Raw genomic sequence first — 22595 nt, 5'->3', positions numbered from 1 at the left:
GCTTCTCTCCAATCGGAAACGCCTAATTCTTGCGGACTCTTTTGTGGATATCCATTTAATAGTACACGGTATACGTTAATATCCACTTTTCCCATTTCCGGTAAATCTTGACCACTTGGAGATTTCAAATCTACATTTAAGCAAAATGCAATTTTTCCATCTGCCGTTTTAATAAGCTCTGTTCGGATTGGTCTTTTCTTTGACTTACTATAACTCCAATCCATTTCATACTTTGTATGGTCCATAACTTCTGCAAATGCTTTTTGAAGTGGGAATAATACAAATAAGACACTTAAAAACACAGCTAAAAGTTTGAACGATTGCTTTATATTCATGTTCACAGCCCCTTAATAACAAACTTAATACTAAGTAGTATTTAATTAGAAAATATTTTTATGCACACAAAAAAAGAGTGCAATAAAAGCACTCTTTTTTCTTTCCTACTTTAATCTTAGAAATCGAAGTTATCAGGATCTGGACCAACGCGGTGATTTTGGTTTAATGCATCGATTTTTTCCATATCTTCTTTTGTTAATTCGAAGTTAAATACATCAGCATTTGCAATAATACGGTGTTCTTTCGTTGATTTTGGAATTGTAATTACTCCATTTTGTAAGTCCCAACGTAAAATAACTTGCGCTGTTGTTTTGCCGTGTTTATCAGCAATTTCTTGTAATGTTTCGTTATCTAATAATTGACCTTGCATAAGTGGTGACCATGCTTCCATTTGAATACCTTGTTCTTTACAGAAAGCTTGTAATTCTTTTTGTGTTAAACGAGGGTGATATTCTACTTGGTTAATCATTGGCTTAATTTCTGCATCTTTCATTACATCTTGTAAGTGATGGATTTGGAAGTTACTTACGCCAATTGCACGTACACGCTCTTCTTTATAAAGTGTTTCTAGCGCTTTCCATGTATCTTTATATTTTCCTTCTACAGGCCAGTGAACAAGGTATAAATCTAAATAATCTAATTCTAATTTTTTTAAGCTCTCTTCATATGCAGCAATTGTTTCGTCATATCCTTGATCTGCGTTCCATACTTTTGAAGTGATAAATAATTCTTCTCTTGAAATACCAGTCGCTTCAATACCTGCACGGATTCCTTCACCTACAGCTTTTTCATTTCCGTAAATTGCAGCTGTATCGATGCTACGGTATCCTGCTTTAATCGCTGATTTAATTGCTTCTACAAGTTCTGGTCCTTCTTCTACTTTAAATACACCTAAACCGAACCAAGGCATTTCTACACCATTATTTAATACTGTTTTACTTTGTAAGTTTTTCATTTTATTTTCTCTCCTTTTATTTTACTTGATCTCTTTTTTCTAATGTCATACTCCATGCTGTTAAAATAACAGCACCTACTACCATAAGGCCGCCTACCCAAGCAGTATGGATTAACCCTAACGAATTCGTTACAAGGCCACCTATATAAGAACCTAAAGCGATTCCTCCGTTAAATGCGGCAATATTAATTGCTGAAGCAACATCAACCGCACTTGGAACAAAGCGCTCTGCCAATATAACTACATATACTTGTAGCCCCGGAACATTCATAAACGCGAATAGTCCCATGAAAATAATTGTGATTAATCCAGCTACTTTAAACGGCGCTGTAAATGTTAAAACAAATAATATAATCGCTTGAATAAGGAACATGTAGAATAGCGCTCGAATTGGATTATGATTCGATAATTTTCCGCCGACCATATTCCCTATCGCAATGGCGATTCCATACACTAATAAAATGATGGTAACGGTACTTGCTTCAAATCCTGTTACTTCTTGTAATAACGGTGATAAATACGTAAATGTTACGAATGTACCGCCGTATCCTAGTGCAGTAATAATGAAAACAAGTAACAGTCTTCCATTTTTAATTAGTTTAAATTGATCACGAAACGATACAGGTACACCATTTTTTAAATTAGATGGGACGAGTATACTATTTGCGATGAAAGCAATAATTCCAATTACAACGATCGCCATAAATGACGCTCTCCAGCCAAACTCTTGACCGATAAATGTTCCAATTGGCACACCAGTAATAGTCGCGACTGTTAATCCAGTAAACATAATCGCAATTGCGCTAGCACGTTTATTCTCTGGTACGATTGCAGCCGCAATTGTAGATCCTATCGACATAAACACACCGTGTGCAAATGCAGCTACAATCCTTGCGATAATTAATACAGTGAAGCTTGTTGCTACCGCCGCAATGCCATTACCAATAATGAAAATAACCATAATCCACATTAATAATGTCTTTCGTGACATACGAGCCGTTAACGCTGTTAAAACAGGAGCTCCTACTGCCGCTCCTAACGCATATAAGGAAACCGTTAAACCAGCTGTTGTAACCGAGACATTTAAATCTTTTGAAATAGATGGTAGTAAACCGACACTAATAAACTCGGTCGTACCAATCCCAAACGCACTAATTGCTAGTGCTAATAAAGCAAACATACTTCTTCGATTCGTCTGAACTTCCGAAGATGGTACTGTATATGAACTCAATTGAATTCCTCCTTATTACAAGAAATCCAATCATAATAGTATGATAAAAGGGCCCTTCTATCTTCTAAAACATATATTTCATACTTACAAATGCTATTATGAATGGTTTCATTCTTTTTTTGAAGAACGCACTTTAAAGTACGATAGGCACCAAAAAGTAACATAGTCACTTTTCAGTACCGTACTACTCATTTGCCTCTTACATGTGCTATTATGAAACATATTTAACATAATAAAAAGTACGTACTTTAAAGTGCTATAGGTACTAAAAAGTAACATTTATATTATTTAACTTACTTTGCTCACAAAAGGAGGGTTTCATATGAAAAAATACAATATTCCTGTAGAGGCGACTTTAGAAGTTATCGGCGGCAAATGGAAAGTTGTTATTCTTTGTCACTTAACGAAAGGTACAAAGAGAACGAGTGAACTAAAACGCTCAATGCCTGGTATTACACAAAAAATGTTAACGCAGCAATTACGTGAATTAGAAGACGACGGCGTTATTCAAAGAAAAGTATACAATCAAGTCCCACCAAAAGTAGAATATTCTCTTACTGATTACGGTTGGTCTTTAGAATCGATTCTTGATTCTCTTTGTTCTTGGGGCGAATGCCATCTTGAAAAAGAAGGTAACACATCGATGCTAATTGCGGAAGGTGAATAATAGGAAAAAGGAAAAAACGAACATGAATTTGTTCGTTTTTTCCTTTTTTTCTATATATATATGTACATTTCTAACTGAAACAAAATATTTTATACGCTTTCATACCTTGTCAGCACTACGTTATACACTCAATATCAAATAATTAGGAATCATTTTTATGTTAACATAGGTGTATATAGTATATAATATAGGATATATATTATATACACTTTCCGGTAACGGAGCTTTTCCATTATGCGGACAAGCCATATATCGGACAGTTCATAAATAATAAGTAAGACGTTATGGTTTTAGATTTATGTTTGCAGCTTAGTTGCTGTCATAAATTTAAAGGCATTTTATTGTGTTTTGTGAAACTTTGTATAAAGTTTCGTAAACGGTTACTATCTTACTTATAAAAAATAAGAGTATTGCTATCGTAAAGGAGAATTGGAGATGCCAGAAACTATGACTCAAACAAAGCCAGAACAAGAAACTGTACAAATTTCTGCTAGCCAAGGACAACTTGATGTACTTGATCAGTTGTTAAAACCTGAGGTACAAGAATCATTAACAACACTAGTAGAACAGCTTCCAAAATTAACTGAGCTTGTTAACATTTTAACTAAGTCTTATGACTTTGCTCAAACTGTTGCTACTGATGAAGTATTAAAAAGCGACACTGTTGGTGCAATCACAGAGCTTGTAGAGCCTGTAAAAGATACAGTGAAAAGCATGGCTGCAACTGCAATCGAAGCGAAAGATCGTGCTGACGAAAGCAACGAAGTTATCGGCCTATTCGGTCTATTAAAATTACTAAAAGACCCACAAGCACAAAAAATGTTCCGCTTTGTGAACGCATATCTTCAAATTAGTGCAGAACGTAACAATAAATAATTTAACTTATAACAACAATTAGTAAAGACGGGGGATATCATACTATGTCAAAACAAATTGTCATCTTAGGCGCTGGTTATGGCGGTCTTCTTGCCGCTTTAAACGTACGTAAATTTTACAGCAAATCAGAAGCACAAGTTACAGTGATTAACCAATACCCAACACACCAAATCATCACTGAACTACATCGCCTTGCAGCTGGTAACGTTGCTGAGCAAGCAATTGCAATGCCACTTACAAAGCTTTTCAAAGGTAAAGATATCGATCTTAAAATCGCAACAGTTGAGTCATTCTCAGTTGATAGCAAAGAAATCAAACTAGCTGGTGGCACTACATTATCTTACGATGCACTTGTAGTTGCTTTAGGAAGTAAAACTGCTTACTTCGGTATTCCAGGACTAGAAGAAAACAGCATGGTATTAAAATCTGCTGCTGATGCAAACAAAATCTACAAACACGTTGAAGACCGTATTCGTGAATACGCGAAAACGAAAAACGAAGCTGATGCTACAATCGTAATCGGTGGTGGCGGATTAACTGGCGTTGAGCTAGTTGGTGAGCTTGCTGACATTATGCCTAAACTTGCAAAAAGCCACGGCGTAAATCCAAAAGAAGTTAAACTTCTTCTTGTTGAAGCAGGTCCAAAAATCCTTCCAGTATTACCAGACCACTTAATCGAACGTGCAACTACTAGCCTAGAAGCACGCGGTGTTACATTCTTAACTGGTCTTCCTGTAACAAACGTTGCTGGCAATGAAATCGACTTAAAAGACGGTCAAAAACTTGTTGCTAACACATTCGTTTGGACAGGCGGCGTACAAGGTAACCCATTAATCGGTGAATCAGGTCTTGAAGTAAACCGTGGTCGTGCAACAGTTGATGCATACCTACAATCTACTTCTCATAAAGACGTATTCGTTGCTGGAGACAGCGCTGTTGTCTTCGCTCCAGACGGACGTCCATACCCACCAACTGCACAAATCGCTTGGCAAATGGGTGAGTTAATTGGATACAACTTATACGCAGCACTAGAAGGCAAAGCATTCGAAGAGTTCGCACCTGTAAACTCTGGAACACTTGCTAGTCTAGGACGTAAAGATGCTGTTGCTACAATTGGAGCAAGCAATACTCCACTTAAAGGCTTACCAGCATCATTAATGAAAGAAGCAAGTAACGTTCGTTACTTATCACACATTAAAGGTCTATTCAGCTTAGCTTACTAATCTGAATATAAGCCCGAATCATGCCCGGCATGGTTCGGGCTATTTTTATCCGTAATATTCTCTACTTACTTATATTCGGCAAAGAGATACTATAACCCTTTTTAATTATCTAAATATACTGACTTTTTTGTGTCGGAATTGTGTATATGAAAAGAGTGAAAGCATCTTTCTTACTTCCACTCTTCTACAAAAATTATTATCCCAATTTCACTAAGCTGTAGTTCTTCTTCCCTTTACGAATAATAATAAATCTTCCATCAAATGAATTTTCTACAGTAACATCCGTACCTACATCCGTTACTTTCTCACCATTCATAGAAATCGCACCGTTATTAATGTCTTCACGAGCTTGACGTCTAGATGGTTCAATCCCTAAATCAACTAGCCACTCTACAATATTTTTCGTCTCTTTGGAAGACTGGAATGTCGGCATCTCTTTAAAGCCTTGTTCAATTTCATCAGCTGTTAACGATTTAATATCTCCGCTAAATAATGCCGAGGTAATTTTCACTGCTTGCAATAATGCCTCTTCTCCATGAACGAATTTCGTCATTTCTTCGCCTAACACTTTTTGCGCTTCACGTTTATGAGGCTCGGCTTCTACCTTCGTTGCCAATTCATCAATTCGCTCTTTCGCTAAGAATGTAAAGTATTTCAAGTATTTAATTACATCACGATCATCTGTATTCACCCAGAACTGGTAAAATTCAAATGGCGTTGTTTTTTCAGCATCAAGCCAAACCGCACCACCTGCTGATTTTCCAAATTTCGTACCGTCTGATTTTAATAATAACGGAATTGTTAGTCCAAATACTTTCGCCTCATGCCCTTCTAACTTACGAATTAAATCTAACCCGCTCGTAATATTTCCCCATTGGTCACTACCACCAATTTGCAGTTGAACATCTTCTTTCGTGTATAAATGATGGAAATCCATCGCTTGCAAGATTTGGTACGTGAATTCTGTAAAAGAAATGCCTGTATCTAAACGACTTGCTACAATATCCTTCGCTAACATGCTATTGATGCTAAAGTTTTTCCCGTAATCACGTAAAAACTCAATAATGTTTATTTCATGTGTCCAGTCGTAGTTATTTACCATCTTCACTTCGCTATTTCCGCCGAAATCAAATAGCTTTTTCATTTGCGCTGTTAACGCATCTACATTATGCTGCACTACTTCTAAAGTTTGCAGTTGACGCTCTGATTGACGTCCACTTGGATCACCAATTGTTCCTGTTGCCCCGCCAATTAAAATAACCGGATGATGACCAGCTAATTGGAATCTCTTCATCATCATAAACGGAATCAAATGTCCGATATGCATACTATCACCAGTCGGATCAACTCCGCAGTATAGTGAAATCTTTTTCTCTTCTACTAACTTACGTAAACCTTCTTCATCCGTCTGTTGATTCACAGCACCGCGCCATTCTAATTCATCAATAATATTCATCTTTTGTCATCCCCTTTATTTTTTAAAAACAAAAAAGCCCCTATGTCTATGACATAGGGACGATTATTCACCGTGTTACCACCCAGTTTGCATAAATAGCATAGCTATTCATACCACTCTTAGCAATAATATCGATTGCTACTCCGCTTAGCGTTACCTAAGATACTCCAGAGTGTAATTCACAAGTTTGTTTGTGCTAGGTTCCAGCAACCCCTAGCTCTCTTTGATAACAGTGACAAACTGCTACTGGGCTCTTTCAACGTATGTTATTTGTTAAATTATTAGCCATTATATTGAATTGAAAACAAATTGTCAACAATACCCAAATGTTATTTTAAAATAATTCATACTTTTATACGCTTTTAATTCAAAAATTATTGTAGATCTTCTCCAATAATCCTTACTTCTCTCTCTAACTTCACACCGAATTTTTCTTCAACTGTCTTTTGTACGAAGTGAATTAAATCGATGTAGTCTTGTGCTGTTCCATTATCAACATTCACCATAAATCCAGCATGTTTTAATGAAACTTCTACTCCGCCAATTCGCTTTCCTTGTAGTCCTGATTCTTGAATCAACTTACCAGCAAAGTTATTTGGTGGGCGCTTAAATACACTACCGCATGAAGGATATTCTAAAGGTTGTTTCGATTCACGCTTATACGTTAAATCATCCATTTTTTCTTTAATCTCTTCATGTACACCTTCTTCAAGTTCAAATCTCGCTTCAAGAATAATGTAATGATTGTTCGCAAATACACTCTTACGATATCCAAATTCAAATGCTTCTTTCGTTAAAGTGCGTAACTCTCCATCACCTGTCATTACGACAGCTTCTGTTAATACAAACGATACTTCACCACCGTAGGCACCAGCATTCATATATAATGCTCCGCCAACTGAACCTGGAATGCCACAAGCAAACTCAAGCCCTGTTAAATTGTGGTCTAATGCAATACGTGATACATCAATAATTGCTGCACCGCACTGTGCTACAATCGTTGTTCCTGTTACAGTAACACCTGTAATATGAATTAAACTGACCGTAATTCCGCGAATCCCACCATCTTTAATAATGACATTTGATCCATTTCCTAAAAACGTAACTGGAATATTATATTGGTTAGCATACTTAATAACTTCTTGAATTTCATCATAATTCGTAGGCGCAACGAACACATCTGCTTTTCCGCCAACTTTAATATGCGTATGATTCTTTAACATTTCATCTTGTGTAACATGACCTTCAGGCAATACCGTACTTAAATATTTATAAACCTCTTGCATATTCATTTTACGATTCCTCTATTTCTATATTCTTTTTATCCCGCTATACGGGCCCATAATATCCCCACATACATGAAATGAAACTAAAGTGGTGGATACAGTGTACCCAAAATCAATTCGAGACACCTATAAACCTCTTAAATTATAAGAGGTGCCACTCATATTAAAATATATATTGCATAATAAAGCAACCCAAATGGACTACTAAACTTGACATGTCATCAGAAAGACAACAATTTGTAAAATATATAACTTTTACAAAACACTATCCTTCAGTATCTTACTATACCACACGAAAATAAAGTGGTATTTTTTTGTAATCTTTACTTTATTTTCTTCAATATAAAAAAAGAGCACATCCCACAGAATGCGCTCTTTCTATACTCTTTATATTACTTTTCGTTCTCTTCTTTTTCCTTATCAAACCATAATAGTTCATCGTCATCAACTTCACCATTATAATTGATTAAAATTTCTTCTCCAGCTTTTATATCCTTATAAGCAAAGAAGTTAAACGTATGGTTCTCGAAGACGATATCATACGTTGCATTCGGCTTATATGAATGATTAAATAACATGCCGTATCCTAAAAGGAATGCCGTATGATTTACCCCATACTCAAATGCGTAGTCAGCAAGTAACGTTTTCTCAATATGTTCATGCTGTTCATTCGGATAAGAGATAACTGGTGCTGAATGTATCAACTCACCCTTTTTAATATCACGAGTTGCAAATACACCTCTATTAAATTCTCCATCACTAAGTTCAGAAGTCTTAACTTCGATCATATGCGTCACCTATATAATTCTTTCTTTGAAGTATTTTATCTCGCTATCTGCGAGGTTCAACTAATAATCAGTAGCTATTAGTTAAATTTTATCTCCTTAAGCTTGGCAGAAAACTCATAGAAAAGCAATTAAATTCCTATCAAGTATTCGCTCAAATGAAAAAGAGCACATCATTTGTGCTCTTTTTCAGCGATATTATTTTTCTAAAATATCTTCTAGCAACTTCACTTGCTCACTAACAGTATGTAGCGTCTTCACCGACGTATCATTTCGATTCTTTTCTTCTTCAATACTTGCTAACACTTCTTCCGTAGCTGCAGAAGTTTGCTGAATTACGTTAGAAGCATGTGTCACATCTTTAACGATATTCGTCGTTTTAACTTGGAAATTTTCTTGATGACCAACAATCTCTCTCATTACATCATTAATCGTATCAATAAACTTCCCTAAGTCCGTTACATTCGTTAAAACACTTGCTAACATTTCGTTACACTCTTCTTGTACTCTTTCTGACTTCTCTACCTGCACTTCTACTTTACTTGCTTGATTACTAAACTCCTTCAAAATCCCTTGAATTCTCCCCGCAGAACGATTCGATTCTTCAGCAAGCTTTAACACTTCATTCGCTACAATAGCAAAACCTTTTCCATGTTCTCCTGCCCTTGCAGCTTCAATATTTGCATTTAAAGCTAGCAAACTCGTCTGACTTGAAATATTCGTTATTACATCTACAATTTCATTAATTTGTTTCGATTGTGTCATCAATTCTCTAAATATCGTTCCTGATTGTGAAACAACATCATTTAAACTTCTCATGTTAGCTTCAAAATTTCTTAAAGTGTTTACACTACCCTTTGAGATTTCCAAACTTTTATCAACACGCATCGAAGCATTTCTTACTTGAGAGATGATTTGGTCAATATTTCCCTCCATATCATTCAATACTTCTACTGAACGTGACATCATCTCTGATTGTGATTGAGTACCAACTGCCACTTCTTCAAAAGCAAAATTAATTTCACTCATCGACTCCATCGAAGTGTTCATATTCTGTCTTAAATGATTGAAATTACTATCTAACTTCACAACAGTTTCCTCAATAAGCCTTTGCGTTGCTTCTAACTCCTGAGCTTTCTTCATCACTGCTTGCTTCTCATCACTTAAACGAGCCAAAAGATTAGAACCAATCTTTGTGACACCCCACATTGCGATCGTTACAATCGCTAACAAGCTTGCAAAATTTGCAGCTTCAGATGATGCTGTATAAGCAAAAAATTGATTTGGCCAATAACTACAAAGTATAAATGTAACAACAACTGCTACCCCACCAAGAATTAAAATAAGACGTTCACTCAAATAAATAAGTGAAACCGCTAATGTAAAATAGACCATTTGAAATACAGCTGGGCTTTCATTAAATGCTTGTACCATAATGAAAGACATAATAAGTAGCATACATGTCATGATGTATTTATACATCGCTTCCATACTTTCTATAAAAGTAAGCAGCGTTCCAAATACTACGATAGAAATACCACACATCCAAAATGCTATTGCTCGCTCTGTAAAAATATATCCATAATACCCAATCGCGAGTACCCCAAGGAAGAAACTGCAAATCGTGATAAACAGCAATAAATGATTTTTCTGTGATTCTTTCTCAAGGTTAGAAAAACAAGTTCTCTTTAACCACTCCATATATGAAGCCCCACCTTCTCATACGTATCGATTACTTCAGCTTGAATATCGCACTCACTGGGTTATGATCGCTATTTTCAAACTTCAAATCTTTCCCTTGTACATTTACAATTTCAACATTCGGTGAAACGATAAAGCCATCAATAATCGTGACAAAGTTTTCACCTTCCACGTATTTCTTTACATCATCTCTCACAGTCATAACAGACGGATCTACAGCCCACTTAAAGCCACCGTCAGTAAAGTCCTTCGGTAACTCTACTAACCACTCAGGACGCTCTTTCACGAACTTCGGATCACTTAACTGCGCGTTAGAAATTAATTGATTCCAGTCTCCGCCCATTATTACATAATCACCATTTTTATAATGTTTGTTCATATATTCTTTTAAATACTCCACTTGTTGCTTTCTAATTTTTCCGCCTTCATCATAAGCAGACAAATGTAAATTTACGAGTCTAACAAATTTTCCATTATTAACAGGAATTTTATGTTCAACAATCGCTCGGTCTAAATCAAATAAACGCTTTGGCCACGGCTCCATTCCTGGTAATTGGAACCTCTTCGCTGTTTGAACTGTATATTTAGAAAACGTACTTAGTCCAGCATCAGCATATCCCATTGGACTTGTGATTGGCACCGGAACCCATTTTGTATCATAGTTCTTTCCGAACGAAGAAGCATAATCAGGCAGTCCTTTTTTCAAAAATTCATGCCCATTTATATCAAATGATCTCATTGATTTTATATCTACTTCTTGTAATAGCGCAAAATCACTATTCTCATTTTGTAAAAACGAAAGCATATTCTTTAAATTCGTTTCCGTTTGTTCTTTACTACTTGAACCAGACCCTTTTCCCCCATCCATAAAGAAGTCTTGATCCTTATCTAGTCCAGCATATCCAATATTAAACGTTGTAACTTTAAATTCATTTCCATGCGCAATTACGCGCTCCTTATTGTTTTCCACCTTCAAGCTTATAACATCAGCTGGCTGTTCTTTTGTAAGTGTCATATACGCTAAAAACCCACCTACAATTCCCACACCTACTAAAATACATATAAGTACTATTTTTAATAACTTTTTCAAACAAACGACTCCTTTTCTAAAACATACGATTTTATTTTTCTTTATTTTCAGTCAAATAAAAAATGACAGATATACGAAACATTTTATCACACTGAAAATCTTATATCACTATATTTAGTTTATAAGTAATGATTCCCTATCTTAAACGATTTGAGAAATACAAAATACACCAACTTCTTCACTGGAAATCAAACGCAATTTTTAGTACACTATATGTAATAATTATAGGCGATGGAGTTCGCCATAACCGCTGCTTAGCTAATGACTCCTACCAGTATAACTACTGGTAGGAGTCTATTTTTTTGAGCAAGCTATTTAAAGAGGTGAGGAATTTGATTTATATTATCGTCGGTATAGCCGGTATATTAGGAGCCCTTTCTCGTTATTATTTAGGTCTTACTATTCATGAATTTTGGCATCATTCATTTCCATTAGCTACATTACTCATTAACTTAATCGGCTGCTTCTTATTAGCATGGCTGACTACATATGTTGCACGGCTAAACATCTTACCTTCGGAGGTTATCACAGGCATCGGTACTGGATTCATCGGTTCTTTTACGACGTTTTCAACATTTAGTGTAGAAACCATGCAATTAATTAATCATTCTGAATGGAGCATGGCTTTCCTATATGTATCATGTAGCATACTTGGCGGTCTCATTATGTCTGGAATTGGCTATACACTAGGTGATTTCTTAATTAAGAAATCAGTTACGGAAGGAGATCACTTATGATGGAAGCTTTATTAGTGGCAACTGGAGGGTTTTTCGGTGCGATTACACGATTTGCAATTAGCAATTGGTTTAAAAAAAGAAATAAAACATCCTTTCCAATTGCTACATTCCTTATTAATATAACAGGAGCATTTTTACTCGGGTATATAATTGGCAACGGAGTCACTACAGGCTGGCAATTATTATTAGGAACTGGATTTATGGGCGCATTCACAACGTTTTCGACATTTAAATTAGAATCCATTCAGCTTCTCAATCGCAAAAAAATTTACACATCCCTTTTATATGTAAGTACTACTTACATAATCGGTATCCTCTTCGCATTCCTTGGAATGAAGCTCGGTGGAATATAAAAAAGCGACTCTATTGAGTCGCTTTCTTTCATAAGAAGTAAGTCCCGCCATATGGAATGGAAAGTAAACCCGCTGGATACACATCATAATGCACACTTTGCATTGGAAATTGTGAGTATTGCATATACTGTCCTTGCATCATTTGTGCAAAATATGCTTGTTGCTGCATTTGAATCACTTGATTCACAGCATGAATTGGCCCCTGTGCCCCGGCTAGCGTTATAGCCGCCCCTACTTGTCTACCATTATAAAAATAATGATTCATCATTATTCAGCTCACTTATTATTTTTCTTCCATATGGTATGTTTCTATTTCATAGTGAGTATTTTGTCCCGATTGGGAAATCCATCACTAATTAAACTTCACTTTATCTATTACTTTTTCTCAGCTTTGAAGTAATACATCCAAATAGTAATACACCAATACCACTAAAGAACAATACATAACTTACCGGTACTAGGAAAAAGAAAGGTTCTTCAAGAAATCCATCCGCTCCTACTTTACTGTTTGAAGCATGTATAGTTAAAGAAATAATCGCTAAGATCATGAAAGAAATAGCTACTACGTATTTATTTTTCATTTTACATTCTCCTCTATTCATATAATTCTTCTTAATTAACATCATATTATCCAAAACAAAATCATTAGTCAATAATATTTTATCGTTTTACAATAAATTATTATTGACTAAAATGAAAATGTAAGATTTATGAAGCATCTTAAATTGCCTCACAAACCTTTTATAGACAATAAATATTTACACTTCAAACTTCCTGCTTAATACAACATACATTGCGCAAAATAGTACGAATATCCCAGCATAAATTAACAAAACCTCTACACTAAACACATCAGCCAAAGGACCAAATATAATCATCCCTAAAGGTAAAGCACATGAATTCGCAATCTGTACGAGGCTAAACATTCTGCCATGCATAACTGGATCTACTTTCTCCTGCAATAACACAGTAACTGGCGTATTAAAACATGGCATTGTTATACCAATTAAAAAATTAAAGACTAAATACATAATAAATACCGGTGCAATTCCTAGTCCTACCATAAGCAGACCATATAACGCACAGGCCAGCGCTGTTGTATGCATACGATTACGGAAACCACCCCATGCTGCAATCAGTACGCCACCAGCTGCTGCACCAGCACTAAAGGTCATCTCACTAGCAGTAAGTCCGCCCCGAAGGAACGAGTCACCATTAAAGGTGTTAAAAAGGCGGCTGGACTTATTAAAATCATAATAATGATTAATAAAACGAGTAGCCTTTTCATACATACATTTTCTTTTAAATAAGCAAACCCTTCTTTTATACCTTGTAGATTAGATTTTTGCTTACCCCCTACATTCACATGTCCTTCCACTTGAATGATAAACATAATACTAATTCCGATTATAGCTGTAATAACATCAATAAAAAATGTCGTTTCAATGCTAGTAACAGAAAGAATTGCGGCACTTACCGCCGGTGAAAGAAACATAATTAAAGATGTAATACTACTATTTATCCCATTTACTTTCATAAGATAATCTTTCGGAACAATTTGTGGAATTAACGCATTCACAGCCGGCGTTTGTACACCTGTACCAGCTGAGCGAATGAGTAATACTATAAACAGCATCCAAATACTTTTATATCCTGTTAAAAATAAAATTGCCAAAATTAACGTAGCAATCGCTATAATCCCATCCGATAACATAATCATCTTTTTACGGTCATAACGATCAATCCACACACCAGCAAATAAAGATATCGCAATTTGTGGTAGAAAACCGCAAACAGTTGAAATGGTCAACATCGCCCCTGATGATGTTGTAAGGGTGATATACCATATAATCGCGTATTGCACGAGAGATGAACCGAACAACGAAATAGTTTGAGCGGTCAAAAATAATATAATGTTCATTCTCCAATTATTTTCATGCATATGTTTCACACCCCCTTAACTAATCCCGTCTCTATATTGAAAATACTATCCGCCCAATCAAGATAAAAACTCGCTTCATGAGATACGAGTATAATGCTGCCCTTAAACTGTATTAACGCCTTTCGCAAAGCTTCCTTCGCTTCTGCATCTAAATGATTCGTCGGTTCATCTACAATTAAAAAATTACAAGGTGATAATAACAATCCACACAGTTTCACCTTCGATTGTTCACCACCACTTAACGTACGAATTTCTTGCGAGACATGAGTATCTTTCACACCACACGCAGCTAAATGATGACGTATTTCCTTCATATTCAATGTAGGAAACTGTTCCGAAATAATTTGAAGCGGAGTTAAAGAATCATTGCTCCAATTTAAATCTTGCTCATAATATCCAATCTTTATTTGCTCTGAGAAGTGAAATTCTCCAGCAATACTAGCAATAGTGCCAACAATTGTTTTTAATAAAGTAGATTTCCCTACTCCATTGAATCCTGTAATAACAAGTTTTTGCCCACCCATTACTGAAAAATTCAATTTTGGTAAGAGAGCAAAGTCATAACCAACTTCGAGATTATTTACCTCAAGAACTGTTTGAACTGAAATAGGAAGTTCCCGAAAATGAATAGACGGTTTATGGGTAAAACTTGGTGGCGCAATTCTTTCCATACGTTGCAACTGCTTTCTACGTCCTTGTGCTATTTTTGAATTCACTCCAGCAATATTTCTACGAATATACTCTTCCGTTTTTTCAATTTTCTTCTGTTGTGCATGGTATTGGCGAATATATTCTTTTCGCAAATGCTCCTTTTGTCTTACAAAATCTGAGTATTTTCCGTAATACTTCTTAACTGTTCCAAACTCTACATCACATATGCAAGAAGTCACCTTTTCCAGAAAATCAAAATCATGTGACACGACAATAAACGCCCCTTCAAAATTCATTAAATAATTAGCAAGCCACTCCACATGCTCCTTATCAAGAAAATTCGTCGGTTCATCTAGTAATAAAATAGTCGGCTCTTCTAATAAAAGCTTCGCTAAAATTACCTTTGCACGTTGTCCTCCGCTTAATTCACCAATAATACAATCCATCCCGATAGCATCAATACCTAAACCAGCTGCCACCTTATTCGTTATACTGTCTACCGAATAAAAATCACGAGCCTCAAGCTGTTCTTGAATCTCTGCCGCTTTTAATAGTTGATTCTCATCTCCAGTCCTAGCACTTTCTTCATATAACTTGTTCATTCTATCTTCCATTTCATACAAATCATAAAAAGCTCTCTTTACATATTGTGAAATGGTATAGCCCCCATCAATTTCTGCGTATTGATCCAGATGTCCAATTTGAATATTAGGTTGCCACTTTATATCTCCTTTATCAGGAATGATTTCTCCAATCAATATTTTCATTAACGTGCTTTTTCCTGCACCATTCTGTCCAACAATCCCCATATGTTCTCCTTTATGCAAACTAAAAGAAGCATTTTCATATAAGGCTTTATCTATAAAACTATGTGATAAACTTTCAACTTTAAGTAAACTCATTCGTATTCCTCTTTTCCTGAAATTAAAAAAAGCAGAGAGATAGCGTCATTCGACACTAGCCCTCTGCTTCGTGGTTTTTCCTATACTACTCCAATTTATAGTAAAAGCTCATTGGAATAATATACACAAAGGGCCATAGACAAAGCATTGTCTATGGCCCTTAATCTATTTTATACATCGACTTACAAACCGTAACCAAATAAGCATAGATAAACTATACTTTTTTAGAAAAGTTATTCAGCCGATGAATATAGGGGATTTATGCCCCTTGATTAAGCTCCGTACAACGCTTCACCGTATACATTTGTGCGGAGCAAAGTTTTCTAATGAGTTTTACAAATTTTATATAAAGCATGTTCTGCACCTTCCTTAATACTTAAAAGGGATTTTAGCATACGGTTTTGCGAAGCGTCAACATTACTTCCAAATCATTCAACTACTTACTTTCAAAATATTGCTTCTGAAACATACACATTCTTATCGCATTATGATAGTTACCATCAACGAAAAACTCGTCGAGAAGCTCACCTTCTACCATAAATCCAACCTTTTTATAAACATGCACAGCCTTTTCGTTTTCTTTATCGACAACTAAATATATCTTATGCATATTTAAAACAGCAAAGGCATAACCCATCGCTAAACGCGTCGCTTCTGCTGCGTAACCATGCCCCTGATAATTTGGATCAATAATAATTTGGAATTCTGTTCTTCGGTGAATATAATCAATCTCCACTAACTCAACCAATCCAACCATTTCATTATCTTTCTCAACGATAAATCGGCGTTCACTTTGATCGTGTATATGTTTATCATACAAGTCCTGCAATTCTACAAAGGCCTCATAAGGTTCTTCAAACCAATACGACATAATATGCGCGTTATTATTCAGTTCGTGTACAAACTTTAAATCTTCTCGTTCTAGTGGACGTAACTTCAATTCCTGACTCATTTCTATAACCTCCAAGTAAAAGAAACCTCTTCACTTAATTTCTCAATTTTTTTCAATTTCAAACGCCCTAATTTCATTGTAAACTTTCAAGTAACTTGAAGGTCAAGGTAAAAAGAGTAGTAGTGCAAACTTATGTCTGCACTACTACTCTTTTCTCAAATCTCTCATATTCGATATGTATAAAGCAATGACTAAAACAAGAATGGATCCCGCATATAATAACGTCTCCATCGGTTCCTCATGAGATACAATAATTAACCGAATTAATGCCGTAATTCCGATATAAATAAAATAACGTAACGGGAAATGATAGTTCGATTTAAAATACTTAATAATTAATGCAATAAACTCGAAGTATAAGAAATATACGATGATACTTTCAACCAATTTATACGATGTATATTTCTTTGTTGAAAAGATGTATTGAATAAATGTGATAGTCTCATTAATTAAAAAGATAGATAAGACAATGGATAATATAATTAGCGCTATATTTAATATCCATTGCAAAACACTAGCTATAAGATGATCGATATTAAATGACTTCATTTTCTCTTTAAACTCCCCTTCGTATACGTACGTATTTATTATAGCAAAATTATCATTGGAAAGAAGTTAAATCATATATTCGTCCTTTGTTGTTGCCAGTGTAGGGAAGATTTAGTGTGTGGAGAATTCTGTTTACAACCATACCCGACGAAACATGGAGAAACTCTTTCAAATTACCGTTCGTACATGTCGTACTAATGAGCAATGCATAATCTCGTATAGCATCCTCATGTGCCACTTTTGAAAAATCTTTACAACTTGTACAACGCCAGCCCTTCTTCACTTTAACCATTGGAATAACTAAGCATTTCTCACATTGTACTCCATTTAACAACTCCTCTTTTTCTATTTTATATTGCTCAAGTGTATTTTGTTGAAGTGGAGAATGCTCCGTTATTATTTGATGAATGAGCCTATCTACATTATCTATAACTTTTCTTTTATATTTACTTTCAAACCACTTTATTTTATGAGGTAAATTTGCACTATGAATAATTGTATGAAGAAGATTGTCATCTGAAGATTTTATAATGGTACGAGGCGAGCTAATAACAACAAGGGACTCAATTGGAAGACTAGAGGAAAATCCATGTAAGCTTAACCACTTTTTTAGTTGTATTTCTTGCCTTTTTATTTGTAAAACCGGATCTGGAAATCCCTCTGAATTTCCTTCTGTTATTCGGATAAGTTGATTAAACTTTGTATCAAATATTAATGTACCTGCTATATTTTTTATCTCAAGAAAAAGAAGAAACTTTGTGGAAAGGATAATAGTATCAATTTGAAAGTATTTATCATAATTAGATAAGCGAACATCATGTAAAATACTATACTCTTTCTCAGAAATAAAACTAAGTGGATAATCAATCGATTGCTCCCCTTTATACCCCGCCATGTGTTTTGCCAAGTTTTCTCCAATTAAATTTCGTTTCGGATGATGTACAGGTAACCTTCTAAGAAGTGCTTCTAACTGTCTTATATAAATCGGCATTTTTCTTTCTTTCACAATCACCTCAAACACCCCTTTACAAATATATCAACGATTTTTTCAATATATCTATCATAACTCACAATATATCAACGATTTTTCCAATATATCTATCACAACTCACAATATATCAACGATTTTTCCAATATATCGATTGGTCGACAATATCCGACAATACCTCACTCCAATCACTCACAGCATATCCTAGAAAAACACCTTCAGCAAAAACTTAAAATCGCATTTCCTCATAAAAAAACCATAACCTGCTCCTCCAGCAAAGTTATGGTTTTTACCTTATAATGCCACTCTACCTATAACTTTGCCGTGAATTCCACAAAATCCATTTGTACTTATACCAACTTTCACTTTTTTCACACTGAAACTATATACCTCAAAATCGTTTCATAATGTTATTACTTCAGCATAGCTACAATTTATATAATAACGGTACAGTACAAATAACGTGCTGAATCACTAAGTATGGGGGAATAACGATGAACGAAGCATTACTATTAGTCGACATACAAAATGATTACTTTAAAGGCGGCAATATGGAATTACATCTACCTGAAAAAGCCATCCAAAAAGCGAAAGAAGTATTGAGAGTGTTTCGTGAAAAACATAAAACAATTATTCATGTACAACATATTGCGAACAATGAAGGAGCTACCTTCTTCCTCCCCGAGACAGTAGGTGCTCAAATTCATGATGATGTACAACCGATCGCTAATGAAAGAGTCATACAAAAACACCACCCTAACAGTTTTTTAAGAACAAATTTATTACAAACATTAAAAGAAGAGAAAATAGACCAACTAGTCATTTGCGGTATGATGACTCATGTATGTATTGATGCAACAGTACGGGCTGCCAGTGATTTAGGATTTCAATGTATTGTAATTGAAGATGCTTGTACAACAAAAGATTTAGAATTCCAAGGAAATCTAATCCCAGCAGTACACGCTCATCAATCGTTCATGAGCGCATTAGAGTTTGGTAATATTTACGCAGAAGTCATGTCAGCAAAATGTTTTATAAACAAAAACAAATAAAGAATTACAGTTCCATATGAAAAAAAGAAAGAATAAATATCTTATTCTTTCTTTTTTTCATATGTCTTAATGACAGTGTTTATACGATAATCACCATAATGTAAAACATCTGCAAGCGTCTCTTCTAATTGCTGATGCGAAGATGTGTGAAGAATCATGATATAACACCCATCGCCACTTATACGATACATTTCAGTAATTACGTCTGTTTTTTCGAAAAAACTTTGAATTTGAATATGATAATGTGGTGCATACAAAAATAGCGTAACAAACGTCATAATGGATCCTTCCAGCTTAGCTCTGTCGATATCTATCGTATATTTTTGAATGACACCTGCCTCTTCTAATTTGTTAATTCGTTTTCCAACGGCTTGGCCAGTCAAATGTACTATCTCTCCAATTTCCCTCCAGTTCATTCTAGCGTTTTCTTGTAGTAACTGTATAATTTTAAAATCTGTTGAATCAAACATGGACATCCCCTTCCTATATGAAGCGACTTCTATAAAATCTTCATTTCCCATACAGTTCAGCTCAAAAATTTTGCACTACAATCGATTAACTCTATTAGGAATTACATTATCGTTAACGGCTTTCCTTCTTCTTTACAATGTATTTTTTGATTACTCGTAGGCATCAGAAACAACTTTGGTAAATATTCGAAAGATCCCTGCAGCAAGCTAGCGATTGCTTTTTTATAAATATGAAAATTTTTTAGGAATTAGTTTATCTTTTTTTAATGTTTTATTTAGAGGGAGTTTATACTCTGGGATTAACATAATAAACGTAGCAACTAAGTTCATTGATTCAACCTAAATCTTTTCATATAACAAAGATTCAGAAGGATGAACTACTACTATAATCACAAACCGCACTACTTAAAACCATGTGAATAACATGAAAATCATAAAATGAGGAGACGATAAAAAATGAACAAAAAAACGAAAGCACTATCATCAATACTGCTCGGATTTACATTAGCATTAACAGGGTGTGCTGGTACTAAAGCCGAAGAAAATCATGGTAAACAAAAACAAGAACAAGCTGCTAAAGAGACGAAAAAGGAAAACAAGTTAACGAAAGGCCAAAAAATGGCTAACATTCTTAGCGATACTAATTGGCAAGGTACAAGAGTATATGACAAAGATAAGAATGACTTAACAAAAGAGAATGCAAACTTCATTGGCCTTGCAAAATATGATGCGAAGTCCGGCAGATATGAATTCTTTGATGCTAAGACAAGTGCAAGTCGTGGCGATAAAGGAACTTTCTTTGTCACAAATGATGGGAAGAAGAGAATATTAATTTCAGAATCAATGAAGTATCAAGCTGTTGTTGACATGACAAAACTAAATAAAAATGTATTTACTTATAAACGAATGGGGAAAGACGCTAACGGTAAAGATGTAGAAGTTTTCGTTGAACATGTTCCATATAAAGAAAAAGAACTTTCTTTCACTGATCCGGACAAGCAACTGAACACTACTACAGGCGATATTGTTAAAAATGTTGATGGAGATAAAATTTTAGGCGGCACCCTTTGGCATGGAACAAAGGTATTAGATGAAGCTGGTAATGATGTAACACAGTTTAATTCTAATTTTATAAGTCTAGCAAAATTTGATGACAAGGCTAATAAATACGAGTTCTTCAATAGCGAAACAGGTCAAAGCCGCGGTGACTATGGTTACTTCGATGTTGTACACGAAAATAAAATAAGAGCTCATGTATCAATTGGAAATAATAAATATGGTGCGGCTCTTGAACTTACTGAACTGAACAATAAGAAATTTACGTATAAAAGAACTGGTAAAGACCAATCTGGTAAAGACATAACTATATTCGTTGAACATGAACCTTATAAAGGTGATGTTAAACCACAATTTAGTTTTTAATTAGTTTGATTAAAAATCCTGTACTGAACTACAGGATTTTTCTTATGAGTCTACTTTTTATATTCGAAACATGAATTAGCTGTAAACGAAAAGAAGCATAAGCTAACCAAAACGGTCATCTTATGCTTCTTGTTACAACTAGGATCAACCACTACAGCTCTCCAATTACTTTCGTTAGCTTTTGAAGCGCTGATAAAAAATTTGTTAATTCTTCAGGTGATAAACTTGCATAATATTTTTCAGAAACTTGTTGCATATATGCATCCATTTCTTTTTTATATAACAAGCCTTTATCCCCTAATTCAACTGAAAATGCACGTTTATCTTCTGCATGCTGCCTTCTGAAAATGTATCCGTCCATTTCAAGTTTTACTAACTGTTGACTAATGGCACTCTTCGTTACATTCATTTTTTCTGCTAGCTCTTTAGGGGTGGATGATGGATAACGAATAATTAATGTTAATAACGTATATTGCTGATTATTTAAATTGAAATTCGTATAGGATCTTTCTTTCGTTTCAAGTAATATCCATAATTCTTCAAGTGTTTGATTAATTTCCTCAGCTATATTTTTATTTTTCATACTTGTCTCTCTCACCTTTTCTTCTCCAATTTTTTGGGTTTACATACTTTTTATATTTTGACACCACTTCTTTCCCGACAAAGACAGCACCTATCAAAAAAAGGATTTCCCCTATTACTATACATCCTGGAATGACAACGGCCTTTATCTGAGTCGAAAGTGAAGTAAATGGTATGATTAAAGCACTCGCCCACAGTAGAACATATATGATTAGAAGCCCTATTCCAACTTTAAAAAGAAATGGCTTTTTTGGCTTATTTTCGTTTGAAACTATTTCTTTTCCCATTTCAAAACCTCCAAATATAGTTTAGTTCAGTTTAGTTTAGTTTAGTTTGGTTTGGTTTAGTTTAGTTAACTAAACTATATATATCAATATTGGTTCCATTGC

The 22595-nt window shown here is 34.9% G+C and carries 24 protein-coding genes, 1 pseudogene, 1 riboswitch and 1 other annotated feature; of the genes and pseudogenes, 7 read left to right on the top strand and 18 right to left on the bottom strand.

Going from position 1 to position 22595, the window contains the following annotated elements; translation table 11 throughout:
* From JDS92_RS20565 to JDS92_RS20555, 3 genes are all read right to left on the bottom strand, one after another.
* On the bottom strand, nt 1-335 hold a 335-nt coding region (locus tag JDS92_RS20565), incomplete at its 3' end, for a thioester domain-containing protein (RefSeq protein WP_199632446.1).
* Nucleotides 336-451: 116 nt separating this feature from the next.
* Entirely contained in the window at nt 452-1291 is an 840-nt protein-coding gene (locus tag JDS92_RS20560; RefSeq protein WP_000793554.1) for an aldo/keto reductase, read from the bottom strand.
* A gap of 16 nt (nt 1292-1307) precedes the next feature.
* A complete protein-coding gene (locus tag JDS92_RS20555; RefSeq protein ID WP_176518743.1) occupies nt 1308-2471 on the bottom strand; it encodes an MFS transporter in 1164 nt (387 codons plus the stop codon).
* Nucleotides 2472-2844: 373 nt separating this feature from the next.
* On the opposite strand from JDS92_RS20555, the gene JDS92_RS20550 reads away from it, so the two are divergent.
* The 3 genes from JDS92_RS20550 to JDS92_RS20540 all read left to right on the top strand — a co-directional run bounded on the left by JDS92_RS20550 (nt 2845) and on the right by JDS92_RS20540 (nt 5288).
* The gene (locus tag JDS92_RS20550; protein WP_000760481.1) at nt 2845-3189 is read left to right on the top strand and encodes a winged helix-turn-helix transcriptional regulator; all 345 of its coding nucleotides are present in this window, start codon (nt 2845-2847) and stop codon (nt 3187-3189) included.
* Nucleotides 3190-3624: 435 nt separating this feature from the next.
* Nucleotides 3625-4065, top strand: a complete 441-nt coding sequence (locus JDS92_RS20545) for a DUF1641 domain-containing protein (RefSeq protein WP_001115309.1) — start codon at nt 3625-3627, stop codon at nt 4063-4065.
* 44 nt (nt 4066-4109) lie between these two features.
* Nucleotides 4110-5288, top strand: coding sequence for an NAD(P)/FAD-dependent oxidoreductase (locus JDS92_RS20540; protein ID WP_000043190.1), 1179 nt, complete (start codon nt 4110-4112; stop codon nt 5286-5288).
* A 196-nt stretch (nt 5289-5484) separates the two neighbouring features.
* Here the strand turns inward: JDS92_RS20540 and tyrS are convergent, their stop codons facing one another.
* The 5 genes from tyrS to JDS92_RS20515 form a co-directional block, all read right to left on the bottom strand.
* Nucleotides 5485-6744 carry a tyrosine--tRNA ligase gene (gene tyrS / locus JDS92_RS20535; protein ID WP_097837641.1) on the bottom strand — a complete coding sequence of 420 codons (1260 nt, stop codon included), beginning with the start codon at nt 6742-6744 and terminating at the stop codon, nt 5485-5487.
* 52 nt (nt 6745-6796) lie between these two features.
* Nucleotides 6797-7013 (bottom strand) — a binding site (T-box leader).
* Nucleotides 7014-7118: 105 nt separating this feature from the next.
* Nucleotides 7119-8036: a UDP-N-acetylmuramate dehydrogenase gene (gene murB / locus JDS92_RS20530; RefSeq protein ID WP_001057110.1), complete on the bottom strand. Its 918-nt coding sequence runs from the start codon at nt 8034-8036 to the stop codon at nt 7119-7121.
* Nucleotides 8037-8422: 386 nt separating this feature from the next.
* Nucleotides 8423-8818, bottom strand: coding sequence for an SET domain-containing protein (locus tag JDS92_RS20525; RefSeq protein WP_000573656.1), 396 nt, complete (start codon nt 8816-8818; stop codon nt 8423-8425).
* A gap of 195 nt (nt 8819-9013) precedes the next feature.
* Nucleotides 9014-10516 (bottom strand): DUF4077 domain-containing protein, encoded by a 1503-nt coding sequence (locus JDS92_RS20520; protein ID WP_199632445.1) that lies wholly within the window; start codon nt 10514-10516, stop codon nt 9014-9016.
* A 31-nt stretch (nt 10517-10547) separates the two neighbouring features.
* On the bottom strand, nt 10548-11606 hold the full coding sequence (locus JDS92_RS20515; RefSeq protein WP_199632444.1) for an endonuclease/exonuclease/phosphatase family protein: 1059 nt from the start codon (nt 11604-11606) through the stop codon (nt 10548-10550).
* A 218-nt stretch (nt 11607-11824) separates the two neighbouring features.
* Nucleotides 11825-11884, top strand: a riboswitch (Fluoride riboswitch).
* Between the two features lie 54 nt (nt 11885-11938).
* Between JDS92_RS20515 and crcB (JDS92_RS20510) the strand changes: the two genes are divergently transcribed.
* Together crcB (JDS92_RS20510) and crcB (JDS92_RS20505) are read left to right on the top strand one after the other, a co-directional pair.
* Entirely contained in the window at nt 11939-12343 is a 405-nt protein-coding gene (gene crcB / locus JDS92_RS20510) for a fluoride efflux transporter CrcB (protein WP_000639321.1), read from the top strand.
* Nucleotides 12340-12696 (top strand): fluoride efflux transporter CrcB, encoded by a 357-nt coding sequence (gene crcB / locus JDS92_RS20505; protein ID WP_000969609.1) that lies wholly within the window; start codon nt 12340-12342, stop codon nt 12694-12696. Before crcB (JDS92_RS20510) ends, crcB (JDS92_RS20505) begins: the two co-directional genes overlap by 4 nt.
* A gap of 28 nt (nt 12697-12724) precedes the next feature.
* Here the strand turns inward: crcB (JDS92_RS20505) and JDS92_RS20500 are convergent, their stop codons facing one another.
* From JDS92_RS20500 to JDS92_RS20470, 7 genes and pseudogenes are all read right to left on the bottom strand, one after another.
* Entirely contained in the window at nt 12725-12964 is a 240-nt protein-coding gene (locus tag JDS92_RS20500) for a DUF3947 family protein (protein ID WP_199632443.1), read from the bottom strand.
* A 100-nt stretch (nt 12965-13064) separates the two neighbouring features.
* Nucleotides 13065-13277 carry a DUF3955 domain-containing protein gene (locus JDS92_RS20495; protein WP_000792613.1) on the bottom strand — a complete coding sequence of 71 codons (213 nt, stop codon included), beginning with the start codon at nt 13275-13277 and terminating at the stop codon, nt 13065-13067.
* A gap of 177 nt (nt 13278-13454) precedes the next feature.
* Nucleotides 13455-14638: pseudogene (locus JDS92_RS20490) on the bottom strand (MFS transporter).
* 5 nt (nt 14639-14643) lie between these two features.
* Nucleotides 14644-16191, bottom strand: a complete 1548-nt coding sequence (locus tag JDS92_RS20485) for an ABC-F family ATP-binding cassette domain-containing protein (protein WP_199632442.1) — start codon at nt 16189-16191, stop codon at nt 14644-14646.
* A 436-nt stretch (nt 16192-16627) separates the two neighbouring features.
* On the bottom strand, nt 16628-17143 hold the full coding sequence (speG, locus tag JDS92_RS20480; protein ID WP_000076822.1) for a spermidine N1-acetyltransferase: 516 nt from the start codon (nt 17141-17143) through the stop codon (nt 16628-16630).
* Nucleotides 17144-17287: 144 nt separating this feature from the next.
* A complete protein-coding gene (gene psiE / locus JDS92_RS20475; RefSeq protein ID WP_000834705.1) occupies nt 17288-17692 on the bottom strand; it encodes a phosphate-starvation-inducible protein PsiE in 405 nt (134 codons plus the stop codon).
* 52 nt (nt 17693-17744) lie between these two features.
* Nucleotides 17745-18698, bottom strand: a complete 954-nt coding sequence (locus JDS92_RS20470) for a nuclease-related domain-containing protein (protein WP_199632447.1) — start codon at nt 18696-18698, stop codon at nt 17745-17747.
* 476 nt (nt 18699-19174) lie between these two features.
* On the opposite strand from JDS92_RS20470, the gene JDS92_RS20465 reads away from it, so the two are divergent.
* A complete protein-coding gene (locus JDS92_RS20465; RefSeq protein WP_097958709.1) occupies nt 19175-19732 on the top strand; it encodes a cysteine hydrolase family protein in 558 nt (185 codons plus the stop codon).
* Between the two features lie 41 nt (nt 19733-19773).
* On the opposite strand, the gene JDS92_RS20460 is transcribed toward JDS92_RS20465, so the two are convergent.
* Nucleotides 19774-20208 carry an Lrp/AsnC family transcriptional regulator gene (locus tag JDS92_RS20460; RefSeq protein ID WP_176549961.1) on the bottom strand — a complete coding sequence of 145 codons (435 nt, stop codon included), beginning with the start codon at nt 20206-20208 and terminating at the stop codon, nt 19774-19776.
* A gap of 450 nt (nt 20209-20658) precedes the next feature.
* Here JDS92_RS20460 and JDS92_RS20455 point away from each other — a divergent pair, with 450 nt between their 5' ends.
* Nucleotides 20659-21624 carry a DUF4822 domain-containing protein gene (locus tag JDS92_RS20455; protein WP_199632441.1) on the top strand — a complete coding sequence of 322 codons (966 nt, stop codon included), beginning with the start codon at nt 20659-20661 and terminating at the stop codon, nt 21622-21624.
* Nucleotides 21625-21775: 151 nt separating this feature from the next.
* On the opposite strand, the gene JDS92_RS20450 is transcribed toward JDS92_RS20455, so the two are convergent.
* A complete protein-coding gene (locus JDS92_RS20450; protein WP_087970473.1) occupies nt 21776-22207 on the bottom strand; it encodes a MarR family transcriptional regulator in 432 nt (143 codons plus the stop codon).
* Nucleotides 22197-22493 (bottom strand): transporter suffix domain-containing protein, encoded by a 297-nt coding sequence (locus JDS92_RS20445; protein ID WP_000514000.1) that lies wholly within the window; start codon nt 22491-22493, stop codon nt 22197-22199. The genes JDS92_RS20450 and JDS92_RS20445 overlap by 11 nt, the downstream gene beginning before the upstream one ends.
* Nucleotides 22494-22595: the final 102 nt, after the last annotated feature.

Source organism: Bacillus cereus group sp. N12 (assembly GCF_016483575.1).
Lineage (GTDB): Bacteria > Bacillota > Bacilli > Bacillales > Bacillaceae_G > Bacillus_A > Bacillus_A toyonensis.
The sequence above is the reverse complement of the archived record's forward strand: the minus strand, read 5'-3'. Positions and strand labels throughout refer to the sequence as shown.